Source organism: Corynebacterium bovis DSM 20582 = CIP 54.80, from assembly GCF_030408615.1.
Lineage (GTDB): Bacteria > Actinomycetota > Actinomycetes > Mycobacteriales > Mycobacteriaceae > Corynebacterium > Corynebacterium bovis.
Genome location: NZ_CP047187.1, coordinates 1767391 through 1787101, shown reverse-complemented (window position 1 = coordinate 1787101; position 19711 = coordinate 1767391). Strand labels below are relative to the sequence as shown.

Here is a 19711-nt window from a genome sequence, read left to right as displayed (position 1 = left end):
ACGATGCGGGTGAGGTTACGCACGGAGGTCAGCACCCTCCACGCGGTCGAGGGCCTCGGCGAGGATCTCCCGCGAGGTGCCGAAGTTCAGCCGGGCGCACCCGGCCCCCGTCGGGCCGAAGGTCGTGCCCTCGTTGAGCGCGACGCCCGCGCACCGCCGGATGACCGCCGCCGGGTCGCGCACGGTGCCGTCGGCGCCCCGCAGCCGGTCGACGTCGCGGAGGTCCAGCCACGCGAGGAACGTCGCCCGGAGTGTCGTCAGCCGCACCCCGGGCAGCACCCGGGGCAGCCGTTCGCGCAGGTAGGCGACGTTCTCCCGGAGGGTCTCCACCTCCTCGTCCAACCAGTCCACCCCGTCGGTGTACGCCGCGGTCGCCGCGACGGTGCCGAGGGTCGACGGCTCGCGGGTCACGACGTTGCCGAGGTGGGTGAGGACCGCCGCGTCCGCCGCGGTCGACGCGATGATCTGCGCGCACTTCAGGCCGGCGGTGTTCCACCCCTTCGACGTCGCGGTGACGGTGACGGTGACCTCCCGCGCGGTGTCGCTCACCGTGGCCGTCGGGACGTGCGTGCCGTCGAGCACGACGGGGGCGTGGATCTCGTCCGAGATCACCCGCACGTGGTGCCGGGCCGCGAGGTCCGTGACCTCCCGCAGCTCCTCCGCGGAGAAGGGGTGGCCGAGCGGGTTGAAGGGGTTGGCGAGGATGAGGCAGCCGACGCCGGCCGGGTTGTCCGTCGCGGTGAACGCCCGCTCGAGGGCCTCGAGGTCGAGCCGGTGGCGGACACCTCCGGTCGCGGGGTCGACGCCGTCGGTCGCGAGGGGGATGTACGACGCCGGCCGTCGCGTCGCCCCCGGGACCTTCTGGAACGGCGGGTACGCGGGGAGGGGGATGACGATCGTCGACCCCGGGGCGGTGAGCGCGTCGACGACCGAGACGATCCCGGACACGACGTCCGGCACGGGCACGACCCACGCCGGGTCGACCCGCCAGCCGTACCGGTCGGCGCTGAAGGCGGCGAGGGCCTCCTCGAGCGAGCGGTCCCCGGCCGCCGGGTACCCGAGGTACTCCCGGTCGGTGGCCTCCCGCACCGCGGAGAGCACGGCCGGGCACGTGTCGAAGTCCGTCTCGGCCACCCACAGGGGCAGGACGTCCGGACCGTACGCGGTCCACTTCATCGTCCCCCGGGCGCGGAGTGTGGTGATGTCGGGTACGGAGAGCGTCATGGCAGCCCACTGTAGCGGGGCCACCGGACAGCCCGTGGCGGCCGCGCGCCGGGCGGGCCGGCCGGGCCGGTCACGGGGGGGGACGGGGCCGGGCCGGTCACGGGTGGTGCGCGGGCAGCAGCGCCCGCACCGCCCCGAGGGGGTCGACGACGGTCGTCTCCGTGCCGTCCGTCATGTCGAACCGCCGGCAGCACAGCGTCGGACCCTCCCCGGAGACCCGGTAGGGCTCCCAGTCCGGCATCCGACCGTGCGCGACGTCGACGGCGAGCCGGTGGAACCGGTCCGCGAGCGGCCGCAACCGGTCCGGGGCGTCCGGGCCGCAGAACCGGGCCACCGCCCGTGGGCCGTCGTCGAGGCAGTCGAAGAACAGGGGGAGCTCGCCGCAGTGCTGGGCCTCCGTGCCCCGGTCGACGGCGTCGCCTGCCGGGGTGGCCGCACCGCCGTGGAACTCGTACATCCACGTCCGCGCGGGCCCGTCCGGGTCGGCGGCCGCGACCGCCGCCGCGTGGGCGTCGGCGAGCATCACGTTCCACCGCCGGATCGCGGAGTCACCGATCGTCCGGCCCACCGGGACGAGCGGGTCCGTCGCCACGCAGTACCGGGTCCACGCGCGGAGGTCCCGCCGGGCCACCCCGAGCATCGTCGCGACGACCGGCCACACCGCCGTGCGCACCGCCGCCCGCACCGCCGCCCGCACCGCCGCCCGCACCGCCGTGCGCACCGCGCCGCGCACGGGGCCACCCGGGGAGCGCCCCGCCGGGCGCCGCCAGGCCCGGTCGGCGAGCCGGGCGGCGGGCATCCGCACGAACTCGTCGTGCATCGTGCCGACGACGAGCGGCACCGGGCGGACCCGCTCCGGACGGTACGGGTGGAGCCCCAGCGCGCAGTCCGTGGGGTACAGCCGGGAGAACCACCGGTACGCCCGCCGCACCCGCGTCATCGGCAGGCCCGCGACGTGCGCCGCCGTCAACGGCCCGCCGAGCACCGCCGCCGCGGCCGCCCGCCGCCGGGTCCAGGCGACGCGGGGGAAGCCCTGCGACATGATGACCGCCCGGTGGATCAGCCCCTCCGACCGCGGCACCGTGAGCAGCCAGGACACCAGGGCCCCGCCCGCGGACTGCCCGGCGGCGGTGACCGCGTCCGGGTCGCCGCCGAACGCGGTGATGCTCCGCCGGACCCACCGGAACGCCGCGAGCACGTCCTCGGCGCCCCGGTACACGGGCGGCTCGTCGGGCCCGAGGTCCTCCGGCACCTCCTCACCGCGCAGCGGCAGGAACCCCTCGAACCGCAGCCGGTAGATCACCGAGACGGACACGCACCGGTCGCGGGCGAAGGCCTGGCCCCGGTACCACGGCCCGTCGCCGTGCCCGCTCTCGTAGCGGCCGCCGTGGACGAAGACGACGACGGGCAGCCGGTCCCCGGGCCGGGCGTCCGCCGGCGTGGACACGGTGACGGACAGCCGCCGGTCGTCGACCCGCGTCGTGCAGTCGAGGGCCCCGGACCACGGCGTGACCGGCCGGGGGAGGGAGAACCACTGGGCCGTCGTCCGCGGCTGCGCGGCGTACGGCACGCCCCGGAACGTCGCGACCCCGTCGCGCACCGTGCCCGTGACGTCCCCGTCCGGGGTGGACACGGTGACCTGCCCCGGGGCGGGGTCACCGGGACCGCGACCCGGCCCGCCGGCACCGCCTGCCACTGCATCTGTCATGCCCGCCGATGCTAGTCCCCGGCCCGCGGCGGCGCCCGGCGGGGAGCGGCGGGCCCGCACCGCCACCGGGCCGGGAGCACCGCCGCCGGGCCCCCGCGTCACCCGCGACCCGGATCGCCGGAGCTGTCCGCCACTGTCCGACCCGGCCGTTAGAGTGGCAGCCATGACTGCCTTCCCCCCCTTCGCCGAGCCCTCCGCCCTCGACCACGAGCTGCCCGACTTCGCGGCGGTGCGCACCGGGGAGCTCATCCCGGCGCTCCGGACCGCCCTCGACGACCACGACGCGGAGCTCGCCGCGATCGTCGCGAACCCGGAGGAGCCGACGTGGGAGAACACGATGGAGGCGCTCGAGGCCTCCGGGCGGATGCTGTCCCGGGTCCTCGCGGTCATCGGCAACTACTCGGGTACGATGGCCGACGCGGAGATGACCGCCGTCGAGGAGGAGGCCACCCCGCTGCTCGCCGCGCACCACAGCGCCGTCATGCTCAACCGGGACCTCTACGCGCGCGTCCGGGCGATGCCCCCGCAGCCGGAGGGCAGTGAGGAGGAGGCCCTCCTGCGGCACCACCTCCGCCGGTTCGAACGGGGCGGGGCGGCCCTCGACGAGGCCGGCCGCGCGGAGCTCACCCGCATCGACGCCCGCCTCGCCGACCTGTCCACCTCCTTCGGCCTCACCCTCCTCGAGGCGACGGAGGAGGCGGCCGTGCACGTCACCGACCCGGAGCGGCTGGCGGGACTGTCCCCGGCGCGCCGGGAGCAGCTCGCCGCCGACGCCCGGGAGGCGGGGAAGGACGGCTGGCTCATCCGGCTCGGTCTGCCGTCGGTGCAGCCGATCCTCGAGGAGGTTGACGACGCCGCGCTGCGTGCGGACATCGCGCGGGCGTCCCGGGACCGCACGGCGGGGAGGAACGACGCCACGGTGCTGGAGATCGTCCGGCTCCGGGCGCGCCGGGCGGAGCTGCTGGGCTACGCCAGTCACGCGGATTTCGTCGCGGAGGAGGAGACCGCCGGGTCGCTCGCCGCGGTGGACGGTCTCCTCGACCGCCTCGCCCCGGCGGCGGTGGCGAACGCGCAGGGGGAGTACAAGCGGGTCCTCGACCTCGCGGCCGTGAGCGGCGGCGCCGACGCCGCCACGGACACCGACGGTGACGGCGGAGCCGACGCCCCGGTGGTCGGCGAGGCGGACTGGCCGTACTGGGCGGCCCGCCTCCGCGCCGAGGACCTCTCCGTCGACGAGGACGCCCTGCGCGCCTACTTCCCCCTCGACCGGGTGCTGCGCGACGGCGCGTTCCACGCGGCGCACCGGCTCTACGGCATCCGCGTCGAGCCCCGCCCGGACCTCGTCGGCTACCACCCGGACGTCGACGTGTGGGAGGTGACGGAGGAGGACGGGACGCCCGTCGGCCTGCTGCTCACGGACATGTTCGCCCGCCCGGGCAAGCGCGGCGGCGCGTGGATGAGCGGCTTCGTCGAGCAGAACCGCCTGCTCGGGCAGACGCCCGTCGTCGTGAACGTCCTCAACATCGCCCGCCCCGCCGACGGCCGGCAGGCGCTGCTCAGCCTCGACGAGGTGTTCACCGTGTTCCACGAGTTCGGCCACGCGCTCCACGGCCTCCTCTCCGACGTCCGGTACCCGAGCCTGTCCGGGACGAACGTGCCGCGCGACTTCGTCGAGTTCCCCTCGCAGATCAACGAGAACTGGGCGTGCGAGCCGGCGGTGCTGGCGCACTACGCCCGGCACGTCGACACCGGTGAGCCGCTGCCGCCGGAGATGGTCGCCGCCGTGCGCGAGGCCTCCCGGTGGGGGCAGGGCTTCGCGACGACGGAGTACCTCGCGGCGTGCCGCGTGGACCTCGCGTGGCACCGCCTGTCCGTCGCGGAGGCGGAGGCGGTGACGGACGTCGCGGAGTTCGAGCGCCGGGCCCTCGAGGACGCCGGGCTCGCCGTCCCGGGGATCGCGCCCCGGTACCGCTCCGCGTACTTCAACCACATCTTCGCCGGCGGCTACTCCGCCGACTACTGGTCGTACATCTGGGCCGAGGTCCTCGACGCCGACGGCTTCCGGGCGTTCGTCGACACCGACGCGGCCGTCGACCCGGATGCCGGGGAGGCGACGTCGGTCGACCCGTCCGACGTCCGGTTCGCGGGGGAGCGGTTCTGCCGGATGATCCTCTCCCGCGGGGCGACGATCGACTACGAGGACGCGTTCTGGATGTTCCGGGGGCGGCAGACGAGCGTCGAGCCGCTGCTGGCCCGCCGGGGGCTCGCCGGGACGCCGCCGACGGCCGGGTAGGGTGGCGGGAGTGAATGCGGTCGCCCAGTGGCTCATCAACGCGCCCGTCTGGATCCAGACCCCCCTGCTCCTGCTCGTGCTCGTCCCCGTCTGCGCGGTGGCGGCGCTGGTGCTCGTGCGCGTCGTCGACCTGCTGGTCCCGGCCGACGACGAGGAGCGGCGGGTGATCGGATCCGGGGCCGCCGACGGTCCGTCCGCGGACGACGGTCGGGGGCCGGAGCGGGCAGAGAGGAACGTGACGTCGTGAAGAAGCACTCCCGCGTGAGACAGGCGCTGATCCTGCTCATCGTCCTGGTCGTCGTCGCCTGGGTCGTGACCTCGGTGTTCTGAGGTCGACGCCCGGCGGCGCGCCCGCGCCCGACCCCCCGGTGACCCGGCGGCGCGCCCGCGCCCGCCGGTCACCCGGCGGCGGGTCAGCGCCCGTACCGGCGGTCACCCGGCGGTGCGCCCGGTCAGAGGCGCACGACCATCTTCCCGGTGTTGGCGCCGTGGAGCAGGTCGATGAACGCCTGCGGGGCGGACTCGAGCCCCTCGCGGACGGTCTCGTCGTACCGGACCTCGCCGTCGCGGAGCCAGGCCGACATCCGCTCGCGGAACTCCGGGCCGAGGTCCCAGTGGTACTTCATGACGAAGCCGCGGACCGTGAGGTTCTTCGCGATGAGCGCGGACATGTTGCGCGGGGCGGGGGTGGCGTCGGGGTCGTTGTACGCGGAGATCATGCCGCACACGGCGACCCGGCCGAGGGGGTTGATGACGTCGAGCGCGGCCTCGAGGTGCTCCCCGCCGACGTTGTCGAAGTAGAGGTCGATGCCGTCCGGGGCGGCGGCACGGAGCTGGTCGAGGACGCCGTCGTGGTAGTCGAAGGCGGCGTCGAAGCCGAGTTCCCGCAGGCGGGCGACCTTCTCCGGGGTGCCGGCGCTGCCGATGACCCGGGACGCGCCGAGGAGCTTCGCCATCTGCCCCGCGGCGGAGCCCACGGCGCCGGCGGCGCCGGAGATGAACACCGTGTCGCCCTCCCGGACCCCGCCGATGCGGGTGAGCCCGGTGTACGCGGTGAGGCCCGTCATGCCGAGGATGCCGAGGTAGGCCGTCTCCGGGGCGGCGTCGACGTCGACGGGCGTCGCGGCGGAGGCGTCGAGCACCGCGTGGTCGCGCCAGCCGAGGCCGTGGAGGACGTGGTCGCCGACGGCGAAGCGGTCGGAGCGCGACGCCTCGACGACGCCGACGGCCCCGCCCTCGAGCGGCCCGTCGACCCGGAACGGCGGCACGTAGCTCTTGACGTCGTTCATCCGGCCGCGCATGTACGGGTCGACGGACATCGCGGTCGTGCGGACGAGGATCTGCCCCTCGCCGGGGGCGGGGAGCTCGACGGTCTCCAGGCGGAAGTTCCCCGGTTCCGGGTACCCCTCGGGGCGGGAGGCGAGCACCCACTGCCGGGTGGTCGTCGGTGCACCGGTGGATCCGGTCGGTTCTGTGGACTCCGTCGTCGGGGAGCCTGCCGTGGTGTCGGTCATGGTGTCCATCGTCCCCGTGCCGGGGCGGGGGCCGCAATGTGCCGGGCCGCAGCCCCGCCCCCGGTCGCCGGGGTCGTCGCCCGGCGGAGGGGTCCGTCGTGACCCCGGGACCGTTCCCGTCGGGGCGCGGGACCGGGACCGCACCCGTCGCCGTCGGGGACCGTGCCCGGGGGTCGACGCCCGCAGGTGGGTGGGGGGTGCGGTGGCGTCGTGCCTGGCCGGGGGCCGTCCGGGGCCGGGGTGGGGGGAGGTCGGAGGCCCGTCGGGCCCGCGGTGGACGGGTCCGGTGCCCGGGCATGGCGTATCTTGAGGACGGAGAGGCCCGGTGTGACGCGCGTTACGTGCAGGGCCCCGGTGCGGCGAGGCCCGCACCCGGTGGGCGCCGGCCCCGGTGCCCCGGTGCGACCGGCCCGGCCCCCGAGGTGCCGCGGCGCGACGCCGCCGGCGGCCCCCGGCCACCCGCGGCCACCGCCGGTCACCGCCGGCCACGGCCGGTCGGCCACCCCGGACGCCCGCCGGACGTCCGCCGGACGACGTGAGAAGACGAGGTAGGAGAACGATGCAGGAATATTCGAGCGAGGCGCTGTACACGGTCGGTGAGCACGAGACCTGCTTCACGGCGCTGCGGGACGTCGCGCGCAGGACCCCCTCGGCGGTGCTGTTCAGCCGTCCGCGGAACTTCGGGTGGGTCGACGTCCGCGCGGACGAGTTCGTCCGTGAGGTGTACGCCGTCGCCAAGGGGCTCATCGCCAACAACGTGGAGCACGGCGACCGGGTCGTCATCATGTCCGAGACGCGCTACGAGTGGTCCGTCCTCGACTACGCCTGCATGGCCGCCGGCGTCGTCTCCGTGCCGGTGTACCCGTCGTCCTCGACCTCCCAGTGCGAGTGGATCGTCCGGGACTCCGGGGCGCACTTCGCCGTCGCCGAGGACGGCAACCACGAGACCCACCTCGCGACGTTCCTCCGGGACGGGGAGCCGGAGCCGGACACGGCCCACATCCGCCGGGTGCTGCGCATCAACAACGGTGCCCTCGACACCCTCATCGAGGAGGGGAAGCACCTCGACGACTCCGCGGTGGAGGAGCGGGTCGAGCGGACCCTGAGCTCGGACGTCGCCTCCCTCGTCTACACCTCCGGCACGACGGGGCGGCCGAAGGGCTGCCGGATCCTCCACGCCAACTGGCTGGCCGAGGCCCGGGCCGTCCTCACGAACCCGATCGGCGAGATCGCGGTGCCGGGCAACCGGGCGCTGACCTTCCTCCCGCTCGCCCACGTCCTCGCCCGCGCGGTGTCCATCGCCGCGACCCTCGGCGGCGCGACGCAGAGCCACTGGTCGGACTTCTCGACGATCGTCACCGAGTTCCAGCGGTCGAAGCCGAACCTCATCCTCGGCGTGCCCCGCGTCTTCGAGAAGGTCCACGCCGGGGTCAAGGCGAAGGCCGTCGACGGCGGTGGCGTCGGCGCGCGGATCTTCCCCCGGGCGGAGCGCACCGCGGCGGACTACTCCCGCGCCCTCGACACCCCCGAGGGGCCGTCGCTCGGCCTGAAGCTCCGCCGGGCGCTCTACGACCGGCTGGTCTACTCCAAGGTCCGGGAGGCGATGGGCGGCAACCTGCTCTACTGCATCTCCGGCGGCTCGGCCCTCAACCCGGACCTCATGCACTTCTTCCGCGGGATCGGGGTCACGATCTACGAGGGCTACGGCATGACGGAGACGACGGCCGCCATCGCGGTCAACCACCGGCCCGACGCGGTCATCGGCACCGTCGGCCAGCCGGTCGGCGGGGCGACGGTCCGCATCGCCGACGACGGCGAGATCCTGCTCAAGGGCCCGGTGGTCTTCGACGGCTACTGGAACAACGACGAGGCCACCGGGGAGTGCTTCACGGACGACGGGTTCCTCCGCTCGGGCGACCTCGGCCGCCTCCTGCCCTCCGGGCACCTGAAGATCACGGGCCGGAAGAAGGAGATCATCGTCACCGCCGGCGGCAAGAACGTCTCCCCGGGGCCGATGGAGGACATCCTCCGGTCCGCCCCGCTCATCTCCCAGGCGATGGTCGTCGGCGACGACCAGAAGTTCATCGGGTGCCTCATCAGCCTCGACGAGGACGCGGTCAAGCGCTGGAAGGCCGCGCACGGGGTCAACCCGGCGACGCCGGTCCGCGAGCTCGCGAAGAACCCGGTGCTCCGGGCGGAGATCCAGGACGCGGTCAACGAGGCCAACGCCTCGGTCTCCCACGCGGAGGGCATCAAGAAGTTCCGCATCGTCGACCGGGACTTCACCGAGGACCGGGGCGAGGTCACGCCGTCGATGAAGATCAAGCGGTTCATCGTCGCCCAGCACTTCGCCGACGACATCGCCTGGATCTACACCTCGAGCTAGGCCGCCCGCGATCGCCGGCCCCGGCACCGGACCCCACCGCCGGGCCCCGGGACCGCCCGGCCCGCCCCGGCACGTCGTTCCCCGGGGCGCGTCCGGGCGTGGTCTAAGGTTGTCCCGTACCCGGCCACGGACCGGGGTGGGACGAGGCGAGAGGAGCTCACGTGCACTTCGACGCGCGCTTGCGCCTCCGTGAGCTCACCCAGGCGATCTACGACATCGGGGACGAGATCGCCGCACACCTCGACAACGTCGCCGAGGCCATGACCGACTGGGACCCGGAACTCGTCGACGACTGCCTGGTGGAGCTCGCCGAGGTCGTCGCGGAGGGGCGGCGCGAGGTCCGGCCCGGCCTCGCCGAACTCAACGGGCTGCGCCAGGCCTTCGTCTCCGGCGTCCGCTCCGGCTCCCTGTCCAACGACTGGTCCGCCCCCGTGCCCGGCCGGCACCCGGGCCGCACGCTGTCCTTCCGCCACCCCGGCGCCCCCGCCCCGGCGGCGGACCGCGACGACGTCGGCCCCGTCGCGACGACGGCCGCGGTCCGGCTGCGGCTGCGGGAGCTCAACACCGGTCTCACCGCCCGCGTCACGGAGCTGTCCGGGTGGGTCGTCGGCCGCACCGGCGACGCGATGGACACGCAGTCGGTCCTCCTCCCGCAGGTGTACTCCCGGGCGGAGGCCGAGTGCCGGAGCATCGTCGACACGTGGCGGCGGACCGTCATCGCGCCGCACCCGGCGCTCGTCCGGGAGATGCGGGGCGAGGCCCCGCCCCGGTTCCTCGCCGAGCGGGCGCGGGTCGACGCCGTCGTCGCCCGGGTGCTCCGCAAGCGCGCGGCGGCGGGGTGACCTGCGGCCGGGGCCGCCGGGTAGCATCCCTGGTGACATGACTCACCGCATCCCCCCGTCCGCGCCGTCGCCGGACCGCGTCCCCGCACCGTCCACCGCGCCCTCCACCACGCCGGCCCCCGCACCGTCCACCACGTCGGCCCCGCCGCTCGGCCTGTACATCCACGTCCCGTTCTGCAGCACCCGTTGCGGGTACTGCGACTTCAACACGTACACGCCGGGGGAGTCCGGCGGCTCCGACCCGGCGAGCTACCTCGACGCCCTGGAGAAGGAGCTGGAGACCGCCGCCGCCGACTGGGACCGAACCGGGCCGCCGGAGACCGTCTTCCTCGGCGGCGGCACCCCGTCGCTCCTCGGCGGCGAGGCCCTCGCCCGCATCCTCCGCGCCGTCCGCCGCACGGTCGGCCTCGCCCCCGGGGCGGAGGTGACGACCGAGTCCAACCCGGAGTCCACCTCCCCGGAGTTCTTCGCGACGCTGCGGGACGCCGGCTACACGCGCATCTCGCTCGGGATGCAGTCCGTCGCCGGGCACGTCCTGCGGGTCCTCGACCGCCGGCACACCCCCGGCCGCCCCGCCGAGGCGGTCCGGGAGGCCCGCGCCGCGGGGTTCGCGCACGTCAACCTCGACCTCATCTACGGCACGCCGTCGGAGACCGACGACGACCTGCGCCGGTCGCTCGACGCCGCCCTGTCGTCCGGCGTCGACCACGTCTCCGCGTACTCGCTCATCGTCGAGGACGGCACGGCGATGGGCCGGAAGGTCCGCCGGGGCGAGCTGCCCGCCCCGGACGAGGACGTCCTCGCCGACCGGTACGGCATCGTCGACGACGCCCTCCGCGCCGCCGGGCTCGGGTGGTACGAGGTCTCGAACTGGGCGGCGCCCGGCGGCGAGTGCCGGCACAACCTCATGTACTGGCGTTCCGGCCTGTGGTGGGGTGCGGGCCCGGGCGCGCACGGCTGCGTGCGGCTGCGCCCCGGGGCGAAGGGGGTCGACGGCCCTCCCCACGACGGCCCGGTGCGCCTCGTCAACGCCCGGCTGCCCCGGCGCTACGTCGCCGCCCTCGACGCCGGCGCCTCCCCGGTGGTCTCCGTCGAACCCCTCTCCCCGGAGGACCTGCACACCGAACGGGTCATGCTCGGCCTCCGGCTCCGGGAGGGCCTCGAGTCCCGCGAGATCGCCGGGGCGGAGGAGACCGTGCGGCGGTACGTGGACCTCGGGCTGCTCGAGGTGGACAATGAGAGGGACCTGCCGGACGGTGCCGTCGGGCGGACGCGCCTCACCGACCGGGGCCGGCTGCTCGCCGACGGCATCGTCACCGACATCCTGCTCGCCGAGGAGGCCTGACCCATGACAGGGACCGCTGAGACCCGCCGGGGGCACGTGTTGCGTGCCATCGTCACCGACTACATCTCCTCCCAGGAGCCGGTCGGGTCGAAGGCGCTCGTCGAACGGCACGGGCTGGGGGTGTCGCCGGCGACGATCCGCAACGACATGGCCGCCCTCGAGGCCGAGGGGTACATCACCCAGGAGCACGCGAGCTCCGGCCGGGTGCCCACGCAGAAGGGCTACCGGCGCTTCGTCGACGGCATGTCCGGGATCAAGCCCATGAGCGCCCCCGAGCGGCGGGCTGTGCTGGAGTTCCTCTCCGGCGGGGTGGACATGGAGGACGTGCTGCGGCGCAGCGTGCAGCTGCTCGCGCAGCTCACCCGGCAGGTCGCGGTCGTCCAGCTGCCGGACCTGCGGGCCGGGCGGGTCAAGCACTGCGAGGTCGTCCAGCTCGCGCCGGCGCGGCTGCTGCTCGTGCTCATCACGGACACCGGGCGGGTCGACCAGCGCAACGTCGACCTCACCGAGCCGATGCCGGAGGCGGACACGCCCCGGCTGCGGGACATCATCAACACCGCGCTCGTCGGCCGGACCCTCGACGACGCCTCGGCGAACGTCTCCGCCCTCGCCGCCGGGGAGGTCGCGGGGCTGCCCGCGGACCTGCGCGGGCCGGCGCTGGCGTGCGCGACCGTGCTCGTCGAGACGATGCTCGAACGGTCGAGCGACCGGCTCATCCTCGCGGGCACCCCGAACCTGCTCAACGTCAACGAGCTCCAGCCCGTCATCGAGGCGCTGGAGGAGCAGGTCGTCATGCTCAAGCTGCTGTCGAGCGTCCGGGACCTCGGCGCGCGGGCCGGGGGCGTGGCCGGCGGGGTCGCCGGGGAGCCCGGGGGTCCGGGGCCCGGCGTGCAGGTGAGCATCGGCGGGGAGAACGAGGACGAGGAGCTGCGCGCGGCGTCCGTCCTGGCGACCGGGTACGGCTCGGGCGGGGAGGTCTTCGGCGGGCTCGGGGTCGTCGGGCCGACGTACATCGACTACTCGGGGTCGATGTCGTCCCTCAGCGTCGTCGCGCACTACGTGAGCCGGATCCTCTCCGGGCGGTGACGGCCGGGGCCCGCGGGGGCGCGGGCACGGTGACGGCCGGGGCCGGCGGGGTCGCGCACCCCGGGACGGCGGGTGCGGGGCGGGCCGACTACACTGGTCCGGCACCGCACCCCGCACCGCAAGCACGACGAAGGACGTAACCGCACAGTGGCACGCGACTATTACGGAATCCTCGGCGTCGACCGTGACGCCTCGGACGCAGAGATCAAGAAGGCGTACCGCCGCCTCGCCCGGAAGTACCACCCGGACGTCAACCCGTCCGAGGAGGCCGCGGAGAAGTTCCGCGAGATCTCCGTCGCCCAGGAGGTCCTCACCGACCCGCAGAAGCGGCGCATCGTCGACGCCGGCGGCGACCCCCAGGAGCAGGGCTTCGGCCAGCCCGGGGGCGCCGGCGGCTTCCCGGGCTCGGGCAACCTCGGCGACATCTTCGAGGCCTTCTTCGGCGCCGCCGGGGGCGGGGCCGGGGGCGGGAGGGTGCCCCGGGTCCGTCCGGGGAACGACGCCCTGCTGCGCATGGACCTCACCCTCGAGGAGTGCTTCACGGGGGTCAGCCGCGAGGTGACGGTCGACACGGCCGTCCTCTGCGACGTGTGCGACGGCACCGGCTCCGCGTCCCGCTCCGCCCCGGAGACGTGCCCGACGTGCCACGGGCAGGGCCAGGTCACGGAGCTCCAGCAGTCCATCCTCGGGCGCGTGCAGGTCGCCCGCCCCTGCCACCGGTGCAACGGCTCCGGCGAGGTCATCACGGACCCGTGCGAGAACTGCGGCGGCGACGCCCGCGTCCGCGCGCGCCGCGACATCACCGTCAACGTCCCCGCCGGCATCGCCGACGGGATGCGCATCCGGCTCTCCGGGGAGGGGGAGGTCGGTCCGGGCGGCGGCCCGGCCGGTGACCTGTACGTCGAGACCCGCACCCTCGAGCACCCCTACCTCGTGCGCGACGGCGACGACCTCCACGTCACCGTCCGGGTGCCGATGGCCGACGCCGCCCTCGGCACCGACGTCGAGGTCGGCCTGTTCCAGGGGGAGACCACGACGGTCACCCTCGAGCCCGGGACCCAGCCGGAGGCGACGGTGACGGTCAAGGACAAGGGGATGCCCCGGCTGCGCCGGGAGGGCCACGGGTCGCTCGTCACGCACGTCGACGTCACCGTGCCGACGGGCCTCGACCACCGGCAGCGGGAGCTGCTCGAGGAGTTCCGCTCGTCGACGAAGGAGTCGGCCGGGGTGTCGTCCCGGTCCGACGAGCGCTCCGGCGGGCTGTTCTCCCGGATCCGGCACCGGTTCGGGCGGTGACCGGTGACGGACCCGGTCTTCCACGACCCGACGCTGCGTGACCGGCTGGGCGACCGGCCGGCCGCCGGCGGCGGGGACGGCGCGGCCGCGGAGGGGCTCGTCGTCACCCTCCCCGCGGAGGAGGCGCGGCACGCGGCGGTCAAGCGCATCGGGGCGGGGGAGAGCGTCGTCGTGACCGACGGGGCGGGGACGGCCGTGCGGGGCCGGTGGCGCGACGGGGCCGTGGAGGTCACCGAGGTGCTGCCGCCGCACCGCCCGCGCCCGCGCGTGACCGTCGTCCAGGCCGTGCCGAAGTCCGAGCGGGCGGAACTGGCCGTCGACCTCGCCGTGCAGGCCGGGGCGGACCGGATCGTGCCGTGGGAGGCGGACCGCTGCATCGCCCGCTGGTCCGGCAAGCCCGGCCGCGTCGAGAAGGCGCGCGCGAAGTGGGCGACGGCCGCGCTCGCGGCGATGAAGCAGTCCCGGCGGACGGAGGGGGCGGTCGTCGCGCCGCTGCTCGGCGACGTCGCCGACCTGGGGACGGTGCTCGACGCCCCGCCGTGGGCGGAGGCCGCCGACCCGGGGGAGGCCGGCTGGACGACGGCCGTGCTCGTCCTCCACGAGGCCGCCGCCGTGCCGTTCGCCCGGGCCGTCGCGGACGTCGGGCCGGTCGACGAACTCGTGCTCGTCGTCGGGCCGGAGGGCGGGGTGAGCGACCGGGAGGTCGACGTCCTCGCCGGCACCCACGGCGCGACCGCCGTCGTCCTCGGCCCGGAGGTGCTGCGCACGGCGTCCGCGGCGGCCGTCGCCCTCGGGGCGCTAGGGGTGCTCACCGCACGCTGGGGCCGGGCTCCCGGCCCGCTCGGGTTAGGATGGTCGCGATGAAGCAACCAGCCAGGCGCGTCGCGAGCGCGACCGTCGACCTCGTCCCGGAGACCGCCCCCACCGTCATGGGGGCCGCGGACGCGAACCTCCGCGTCATCGAGGACCGGGTGGACGCGGACATCCACACCCGGGGCCACCACCTCACGGTGCGCGGAGAGGCCACGGAGGTCGCCCGCGCCCGCCGGGTCATCCGCGAACTGGAGTCGCTCGCCGCGCGCGGCGCCGCCGTGACCCCCGAGGTCACGACGCGGGTGATCGGCATGATCGACGACCTCGACCGGGAGGAGCTCTCCGCGGGCGACGTCGCCGGTGACGCGATCGTCAGCCGGCGCGGCCGCAGCGTCCGCCCGACGACGGTCGGCCAGCGGGAGTACGTCGACGCGATCGACCGGAACACCGTCGTCCTCGGCGTCGGCCCCGCCGGGACGGGCAAGACGTACCTCGCCGTGGCGAAGGCCGTCCAGGCGCTCCAGCGGCGGGAGGTGTCCCGCATCATCCTCACCCGTCCGGCGGTCGAGGCCGGGGAGCGGCTGGGCTTCCTGCCCGGCACGCTCACGGAGAAGATCGACCCCTACCTGCGCCCCCTCCACGACGCCCTGCGGGACATGGTCGACCCGGAGACGATCCCGAAGCTCATGGAGACCGGGGTCATCGAGGTCGCGCCGCTGGCGTACATGCGCGGCCGGACGCTCAACGGGGCGTTCGTCATCCTCGACGAGGCGCAGAACACGACGCCCGCGCAGATGAAGATGTTCCTCACCCGGCTGGGCTTCGGTTCGAAGATCGTCGTCACCGGGGACATGAGCCAGGTCGACCTGCCGGACCGGCAGGAGAGCGGCCTGGCCGTCGCGCGGCAGGTCCTCGCGGACGTCCGGGGCGTGCACGTCACGGAGTTCGACAGCGCCGACGTCGTCCGCCACCACCTCGTCGGCAGGATCGTCGACGCCTACGGCCGCTACGAGGCGGAGCGGGAGCTGGAGCGCCAGGACCGGGAGGAGATCCGGGCCGAGCGCCGCGCGGCCGACCGGAACCGTCGCCGGGAGTACGGCGGACCCCCACACACCCACGGGAGTGCACAGTGAGCATCGAGATCTTCAACGAGTCCGCGTTCGGCGACGTCAACGAGGAGGAACTGCTCGACGTCGCCCGGTTCGCCCTGTGGACGATGGACGTCCACTCCGCCGCCGAGCTGTCGATCCACGTCGTCGACCTCGACACGATCGCCGACCTCCACCTGCGGTGGCTCGACCTGCCCGGCCCGACGGACGTCATGAGCTTCCCGATGGACGAGCTCACGCCGGGCTGGGGCCGCAAGGACGGCCCGGCGCCGTCGCCGGCGATGCTCGGCGACATCATGCTCTGCCCGGAGTTCGCGCTGGGGCAGGCCGAGCGGGCGGGCCACCCCCTGTCCCACGAGCTCGACCTGCTCACGGTCCACGGGGTGCTCCACCTGCTGGGCTTCGACCACGTCACCCCGGAGGAGGAGCAGCGGATGTTCTCCCTCCAGAACGACATCCTCGCCTCGTGGTACGACTCGCAGGACGAGCGGGGCGTGTCCTTCGGCCCGAAGCCGTCGAGCCCGGCGGCGTTCCCCACGGCCGCGGACCGGGACGACCGGACGTCGTCGAACCCGGTGCCGCCGCCGTTCAGCGGCGACGCCCCGGGTGACCCCGAGCGCGTGAGCTTCACCGACTCCGGGGACACCGGACCCGCCGGGGACCCCGGTGCCGGCCGTGGCGGAGGGGCCGCACGGTGACGGGCTCCCCGGCGGCGTCGGTGCTGTGGACCGTCGTCGGCATCGTGGTCCTCCTCCCGCTGGCGGGTGTGCTGAGCTCGGTGGAGACCGCCGTGGCCTCCCTGTCCCGCGCCCGGGTGGAGACGATGGTCGACGACGAACGCCCCGGTGCGCCCCGTCTCCTCGCGGTGCTCGGCCGCCGGGCCGAGCACATCAACCTGCTCGTCCTGCTGCGCACGGTCAGTGAGGTCGCGGCGAGTGTGCTCGCGGCGTCGCTGGCCGTCCGGGTGTTCGGCACCTCCGGCGGGTCCCTCGTCCTCGTCATCGCGCTCGTCGCCCTGTTCACCTACGTCGTCGTCGGCGTGATCTCGCGGACCCTCGGGCGCCAGAACCCGTACACGCTGTCCCTGCGCGCGGCGCCGGTGCTCGCGGCGGTGGGCGTCGTCCTCGGCCCGGTGGCGAAGGTCCTCGTGTGGTTCGGCACCCTCATCACCCCGGGGCGCGGCTTCCGGGACGGCCCGTTCGCCTCGGAGATCGAGCTGCGGGAGATGGTGGACATCGCCTCGGAGCGGGGCATCGTGGAGAACGACGAGCGGCGGATGATCCAGTCCGTCTTCGACCTCGCCTCGACGCCCGCCCGGTCGGTCATGGTGCCCCGGCCGGAGATGCTGTGGATCGAGGACACGAAGTCCGCCGGCCAGGCGACGAGCCTGTGCGTCCGGTCCGGCCACTCCCGGCTGCCGGTCATCGGCGAGAGTGTCGACGACATCGTCGGCGTCGTGTACCTCAAGGACCTCGTCGCCCGGACGTACAGTTCCCGGGACAGCGGCCGGTCGGTGCCCGTCACCGACGTCATGCGCGACCCGGTGTTCGTGCCGGACTCCCGCAAGCTCGACGACCTCCTCGAGGACATGCAGCGCGACCACATCCACATCGCGATGCTCGTCGACGAGTACGGCGGCATCGCGGGGCTGATCTCCATCGAGGACATCCTCGAGGAGATCGTCGGCGAGATCGCCGACGAGTACGACGACTCCGAGCAGGCCCCCGTCGAGGAGCTCGGCGACGGCCGGTACCGCGTCGTCGCCCGCTTCGGGCTCGACGAGCTGGAGGAGCTGTTCGCCGACCGGGGCGTGTCCTTCACCGACGAGCAGCACGAGGACGTCGAGACCGTGGCGGGACTCGCCGCCTTCGAGCTCGGGCGCGTCCCGCTGCCCGGGGCCGAGGTCGAGGTCGCCGGACTGCACCTGCACTGCGAAGGTGGCCGCGACCGTCGCGGTCGCCTCAAGATCCGTTCCGTCGTCGTGACCGGCCCCGCCGGTCCCGTCGCGGACGACGACGAAAGGACCGACCATGGCCGCTGACCCTTCCGGGACCAGCCCCGACAGTTCCGACAGCCCCGACAGCACCGCCGACACCACCACGGACCCGACCGCGGACACGGCTGCGGTCACCACCGCGGACCCGACCGGTGGCCTCGGCGACCGGCCGGACGGCTTCCGCTCCGGGTTCGTCAGCTTCGTCGGCCGGCCGAACACCGGCAAGTCCACGCTCACCAACGCGCTGGTGGGGGAGAAGATCGCGATCACCGCCGACCAGCCGGAGACGACCCGCCACCCCGTGCGCGGCATCGTCCACCGGCCGGACGCCCAGGTGGTCGTCGTCGACACCCCCGGGCTCCACCGGCCCCGGACCCTCCTCGGCGAGCGGCTCAACGACATGGTCAAGGAGACCTACTCCGACGTCGACGTCATCGGGGTGTGCGTCCCCGCCAACGAGAAGATCGGCCCCGGGGACCGGTGGATCGTCGACGCGGTCCGCACCGTCGCCCCGCGCACGCCCCTCGTCGGCATCGTGACGAAGGTGGACACCGTCTCGAAGGACCGGGTCGGCGAGCAGCTGCTCGCGCTGCACGACCTGCTCGGCGTGGACGTCGTGCCCGTCTCGGCGGTCGACGGCATCCAGACGGACGTGCTGCTCGACGTCATCGTCGGCCTCCTCCCCGAGGGACCGAAGTACTACCCGGACGACCACGTCACCGACGACGACACCGAGACCCGCATGGCGGAGCTCATCCGGGAGGCGGCGCTCGGCGGGCTCCACGACGAGCTGCCGCACTCCGTCGCCGTGCAGATCGACGAGATGTTCGACTCCCCGACGCGCCCCGGGGTGCTGCAGGTCCACGCGGTGATCTTCGTCGAGCGCGACGGGCAGAAGGCGATCATCCGCGGCAAGGGGGGCCGTCGTCTCACCCGGATCGTGCACGACGCCCGCCGCGAGATCATCGACCTCCTCGACCGGAACGTCTACCTCGACCTGCGGATCAAGGTGGCGAAGAACTGGCAGACCGACCCGAAGCAGCTGGGGCGCATGGGCTTCTGACCGGGGTGCGGCCCGCGGGGAGGGTGTGGGGGACCCGTCGGCAGGGGCGTGGGGTCGGGCCCGCGGGGGGCGCGGGGGGCGCGGGGGGCGCGGCGGGCGTGGGGGGACGTGTCGGCAGGGGCGTGGGGACCGTTCCTCTCGCGGCGCGGACCGGCGGGACGGCGTTGATAGACACAACCTGTGCGTCCGCGGGCCCGGTCGGGTCCCAGTGGACGCCGGTGGTGGCGATCCCGCCGTCCGCCGTATCCGCACCGACATTGAAAGGGGTTCCCGGTGGCTTCCGGTGACATCATTCTCGCTCCCGGTGAACAGGGGCTGTACACGCGGGCGTTCCGCCCGAACCTGATCCTGTTCTGGCTGAGGACGACCATGACCGTGACGAACAAGCGGCTGGTCGTGAAGTTCCCGAACACCGTCCTGGGCGTGATCCCGCTCGGCTTCGAGGAGCGGAGCATGCCCATGGGGGCCATCGCCGGGCTGACGACGTCGCTGCGCGTGCGGCTGGGTCGGCTCATCGTCGGGGCGGTTCTCGGCATCGTGTGCCTCGTCTGGCTGTTCAGCGCCGTGTCCGCGGGCTCGGTCTTCATGGTCCTCCTCAGCCTCGTCCTCACGCTGCTGTTCTTCGCCATGGCCTGCAACGCGGTGACCTCGGCGCTCATCATGCAGAACAACGGCGGCAACAGCACGGAGACGACGGTGTCCTTCCTGGAGAACACCCAGCTGGACTCCTTCAAGAACAAGGTCAACGAGTTCGTCTACTCCGCCTCCGCCGGCGGCACGTCGTGGGAGATGCAGTACGGGACGAACTCCGAGGGCTTCCAGAACCGCCTCGGGCAGGCCGGGCCGTACGGCCACGGGCAGCCGGCGCCGGGTCAGCAGCAGTTCGGCCAGCCGGGCCAGGGCCACGGGCAGTTCGGGCAGCCGGCGCCGGGCCAGCAGCAGTTCGGCCAGCCGGGCGAGGGCCACGGCCACGGCCAGGGCCAGGACCGGCAGTAGCCGCCCCGCGGCGGTGAGCCCGCCGGCGGCGTCCGACCCC

16 protein-coding genes are annotated in these 19711 nt (G+C 74.4%); 13 read left to right on the top strand and 3 right to left on the bottom strand.

Annotated features, from left to right (window positions below; genetic code table 11):
* Nucleotides 1–15: 15 nt before the first annotated feature.
* Both CBOVI_RS07250 and CBOVI_RS07245 read right to left on the bottom strand, forming a co-directional pair.
* Nucleotides 16–1224, bottom strand: coding sequence for a MalY/PatB family protein (locus tag CBOVI_RS07250; protein WP_010274894.1), 1209 nt, complete (start codon nt 1222–1224; stop codon nt 16–18).
* 97 nt (nt 1225–1321) lie between these two features.
* Nucleotides 1322–2932, bottom strand: coding sequence for a carboxylesterase family protein (locus CBOVI_RS07245; protein ID WP_183273612.1), 1611 nt, complete (start codon nt 2930–2932; stop codon nt 1322–1324).
* A 163-nt stretch (nt 2933–3095) separates the two neighbouring features.
* Here CBOVI_RS07245 and CBOVI_RS07240 point away from each other — a divergent pair, with 163 nt between their 5' ends.
* Together CBOVI_RS07240 and CBOVI_RS07235 are read left to right on the top strand one after the other, a co-directional pair.
* Complete coding sequence (locus tag CBOVI_RS07240) at nt 3096–5225, top strand: M3 family metallopeptidase (protein ID WP_010266352.1); 2130 nt, start codon at nt 3096–3098, stop codon at nt 5223–5225.
* Between the two features lie 10 nt (nt 5226–5235).
* Nucleotides 5236–5472 carry a hypothetical protein gene (locus CBOVI_RS07235; protein WP_010266355.1) on the top strand — a complete coding sequence of 79 codons (237 nt, stop codon included), beginning with the start codon at nt 5236–5238 and terminating at the stop codon, nt 5470–5472.
* A gap of 205 nt (nt 5473–5677) precedes the next feature.
* On the opposite strand, the gene CBOVI_RS07230 is transcribed toward CBOVI_RS07235, so the two are convergent.
* Nucleotides 5678–6739 carry an NADP-dependent oxidoreductase gene (locus tag CBOVI_RS07230; RefSeq protein ID WP_010266357.1) on the bottom strand — a complete coding sequence of 354 codons (1062 nt, stop codon included), beginning with the start codon at nt 6737–6739 and terminating at the stop codon, nt 5678–5680.
* 559 nt (nt 6740–7298) lie between these two features.
* Here CBOVI_RS07230 and CBOVI_RS07225 point away from each other — a divergent pair.
* From CBOVI_RS07225 to CBOVI_RS07175, 11 genes are all read left to right on the top strand, one after another.
* The gene (locus CBOVI_RS07225) at nt 7299–9125 is read left to right on the top strand and encodes an AMP-dependent synthetase/ligase (protein WP_010268507.1); all 1827 of its coding nucleotides are present in this window, start codon (nt 7299–7301) and stop codon (nt 9123–9125) included.
* A 161-nt stretch (nt 9126–9286) separates the two neighbouring features.
* Nucleotides 9287–9967 carry a hypothetical protein gene (locus CBOVI_RS07220; RefSeq protein ID WP_010268502.1) on the top strand — a complete coding sequence of 227 codons (681 nt, stop codon included), beginning with the start codon at nt 9287–9289 and terminating at the stop codon, nt 9965–9967.
* Between the two features lie 37 nt (nt 9968–10004).
* Complete coding sequence (gene hemW, locus CBOVI_RS07215) at nt 10005–11312, top strand: radical SAM family heme chaperone HemW (RefSeq protein WP_010268500.1); 1308 nt, start codon at nt 10005–10007, stop codon at nt 11310–11312.
* Between the two features lie 3 nt (nt 11313–11315).
* The gene (hrcA, locus tag CBOVI_RS07210) at nt 11316–12398 is read left to right on the top strand and encodes a heat-inducible transcriptional repressor HrcA (protein ID WP_010268495.1); all 1083 of its coding nucleotides are present in this window, start codon (nt 11316–11318) and stop codon (nt 12396–12398) included.
* 147 nt (nt 12399–12545) lie between these two features.
* The gene (gene dnaJ, locus CBOVI_RS07205; RefSeq protein WP_010268492.1) at nt 12546–13694 is read left to right on the top strand and encodes a molecular chaperone DnaJ; all 1149 of its coding nucleotides are present in this window, start codon (nt 12546–12548) and stop codon (nt 13692–13694) included.
* 3 nt (nt 13695–13697) lie between these two features.
* The gene (locus CBOVI_RS07200) at nt 13698–14558 is read left to right on the top strand and encodes a 16S rRNA (uracil(1498)-N(3))-methyltransferase (protein WP_010268489.1); all 861 of its coding nucleotides are present in this window, start codon (nt 13698–13700) and stop codon (nt 14556–14558) included.
* Nucleotides 14555–15640: a PhoH family protein gene (locus CBOVI_RS07195; protein WP_010268485.1), complete on the top strand. Its 1086-nt coding sequence runs from the start codon at nt 14555–14557 to the stop codon at nt 15638–15640. The genes CBOVI_RS07200 and CBOVI_RS07195 overlap by 4 nt, the downstream gene beginning before the upstream one ends.
* Nucleotides 15637–16314 (top strand): rRNA maturation RNase YbeY, encoded by a 678-nt coding sequence (gene ybeY / locus CBOVI_RS07190; RefSeq protein ID WP_010268482.1) that lies wholly within the window; start codon nt 15637–15639, stop codon nt 16312–16314. Before CBOVI_RS07195 ends, ybeY begins: the two co-directional genes overlap by 4 nt.
* On the top strand, nt 16311–17657 hold the full coding sequence (locus tag CBOVI_RS07185; RefSeq protein WP_010268478.1) for a hemolysin family protein: 1347 nt from the start codon (nt 16311–16313) through the stop codon (nt 17655–17657). The genes ybeY and CBOVI_RS07185 overlap by 4 nt, the downstream gene beginning before the upstream one ends.
* Nucleotides 17647–18675: a GTPase Era gene (era, locus tag CBOVI_RS07180; protein WP_010268474.1), complete on the top strand. Its 1029-nt coding sequence runs from the start codon at nt 17647–17649 to the stop codon at nt 18673–18675. Before CBOVI_RS07185 ends, era begins: the two co-directional genes overlap by 11 nt.
* 273 nt (nt 18676–18948) lie before the next feature.
* Nucleotides 18949–19671, top strand: a complete 723-nt coding sequence (locus tag CBOVI_RS07175) for a hypothetical protein (RefSeq protein WP_010268472.1) — start codon at nt 18949–18951, stop codon at nt 19669–19671.
* Nucleotides 19672–19711: the final 40 nt, after the last annotated feature.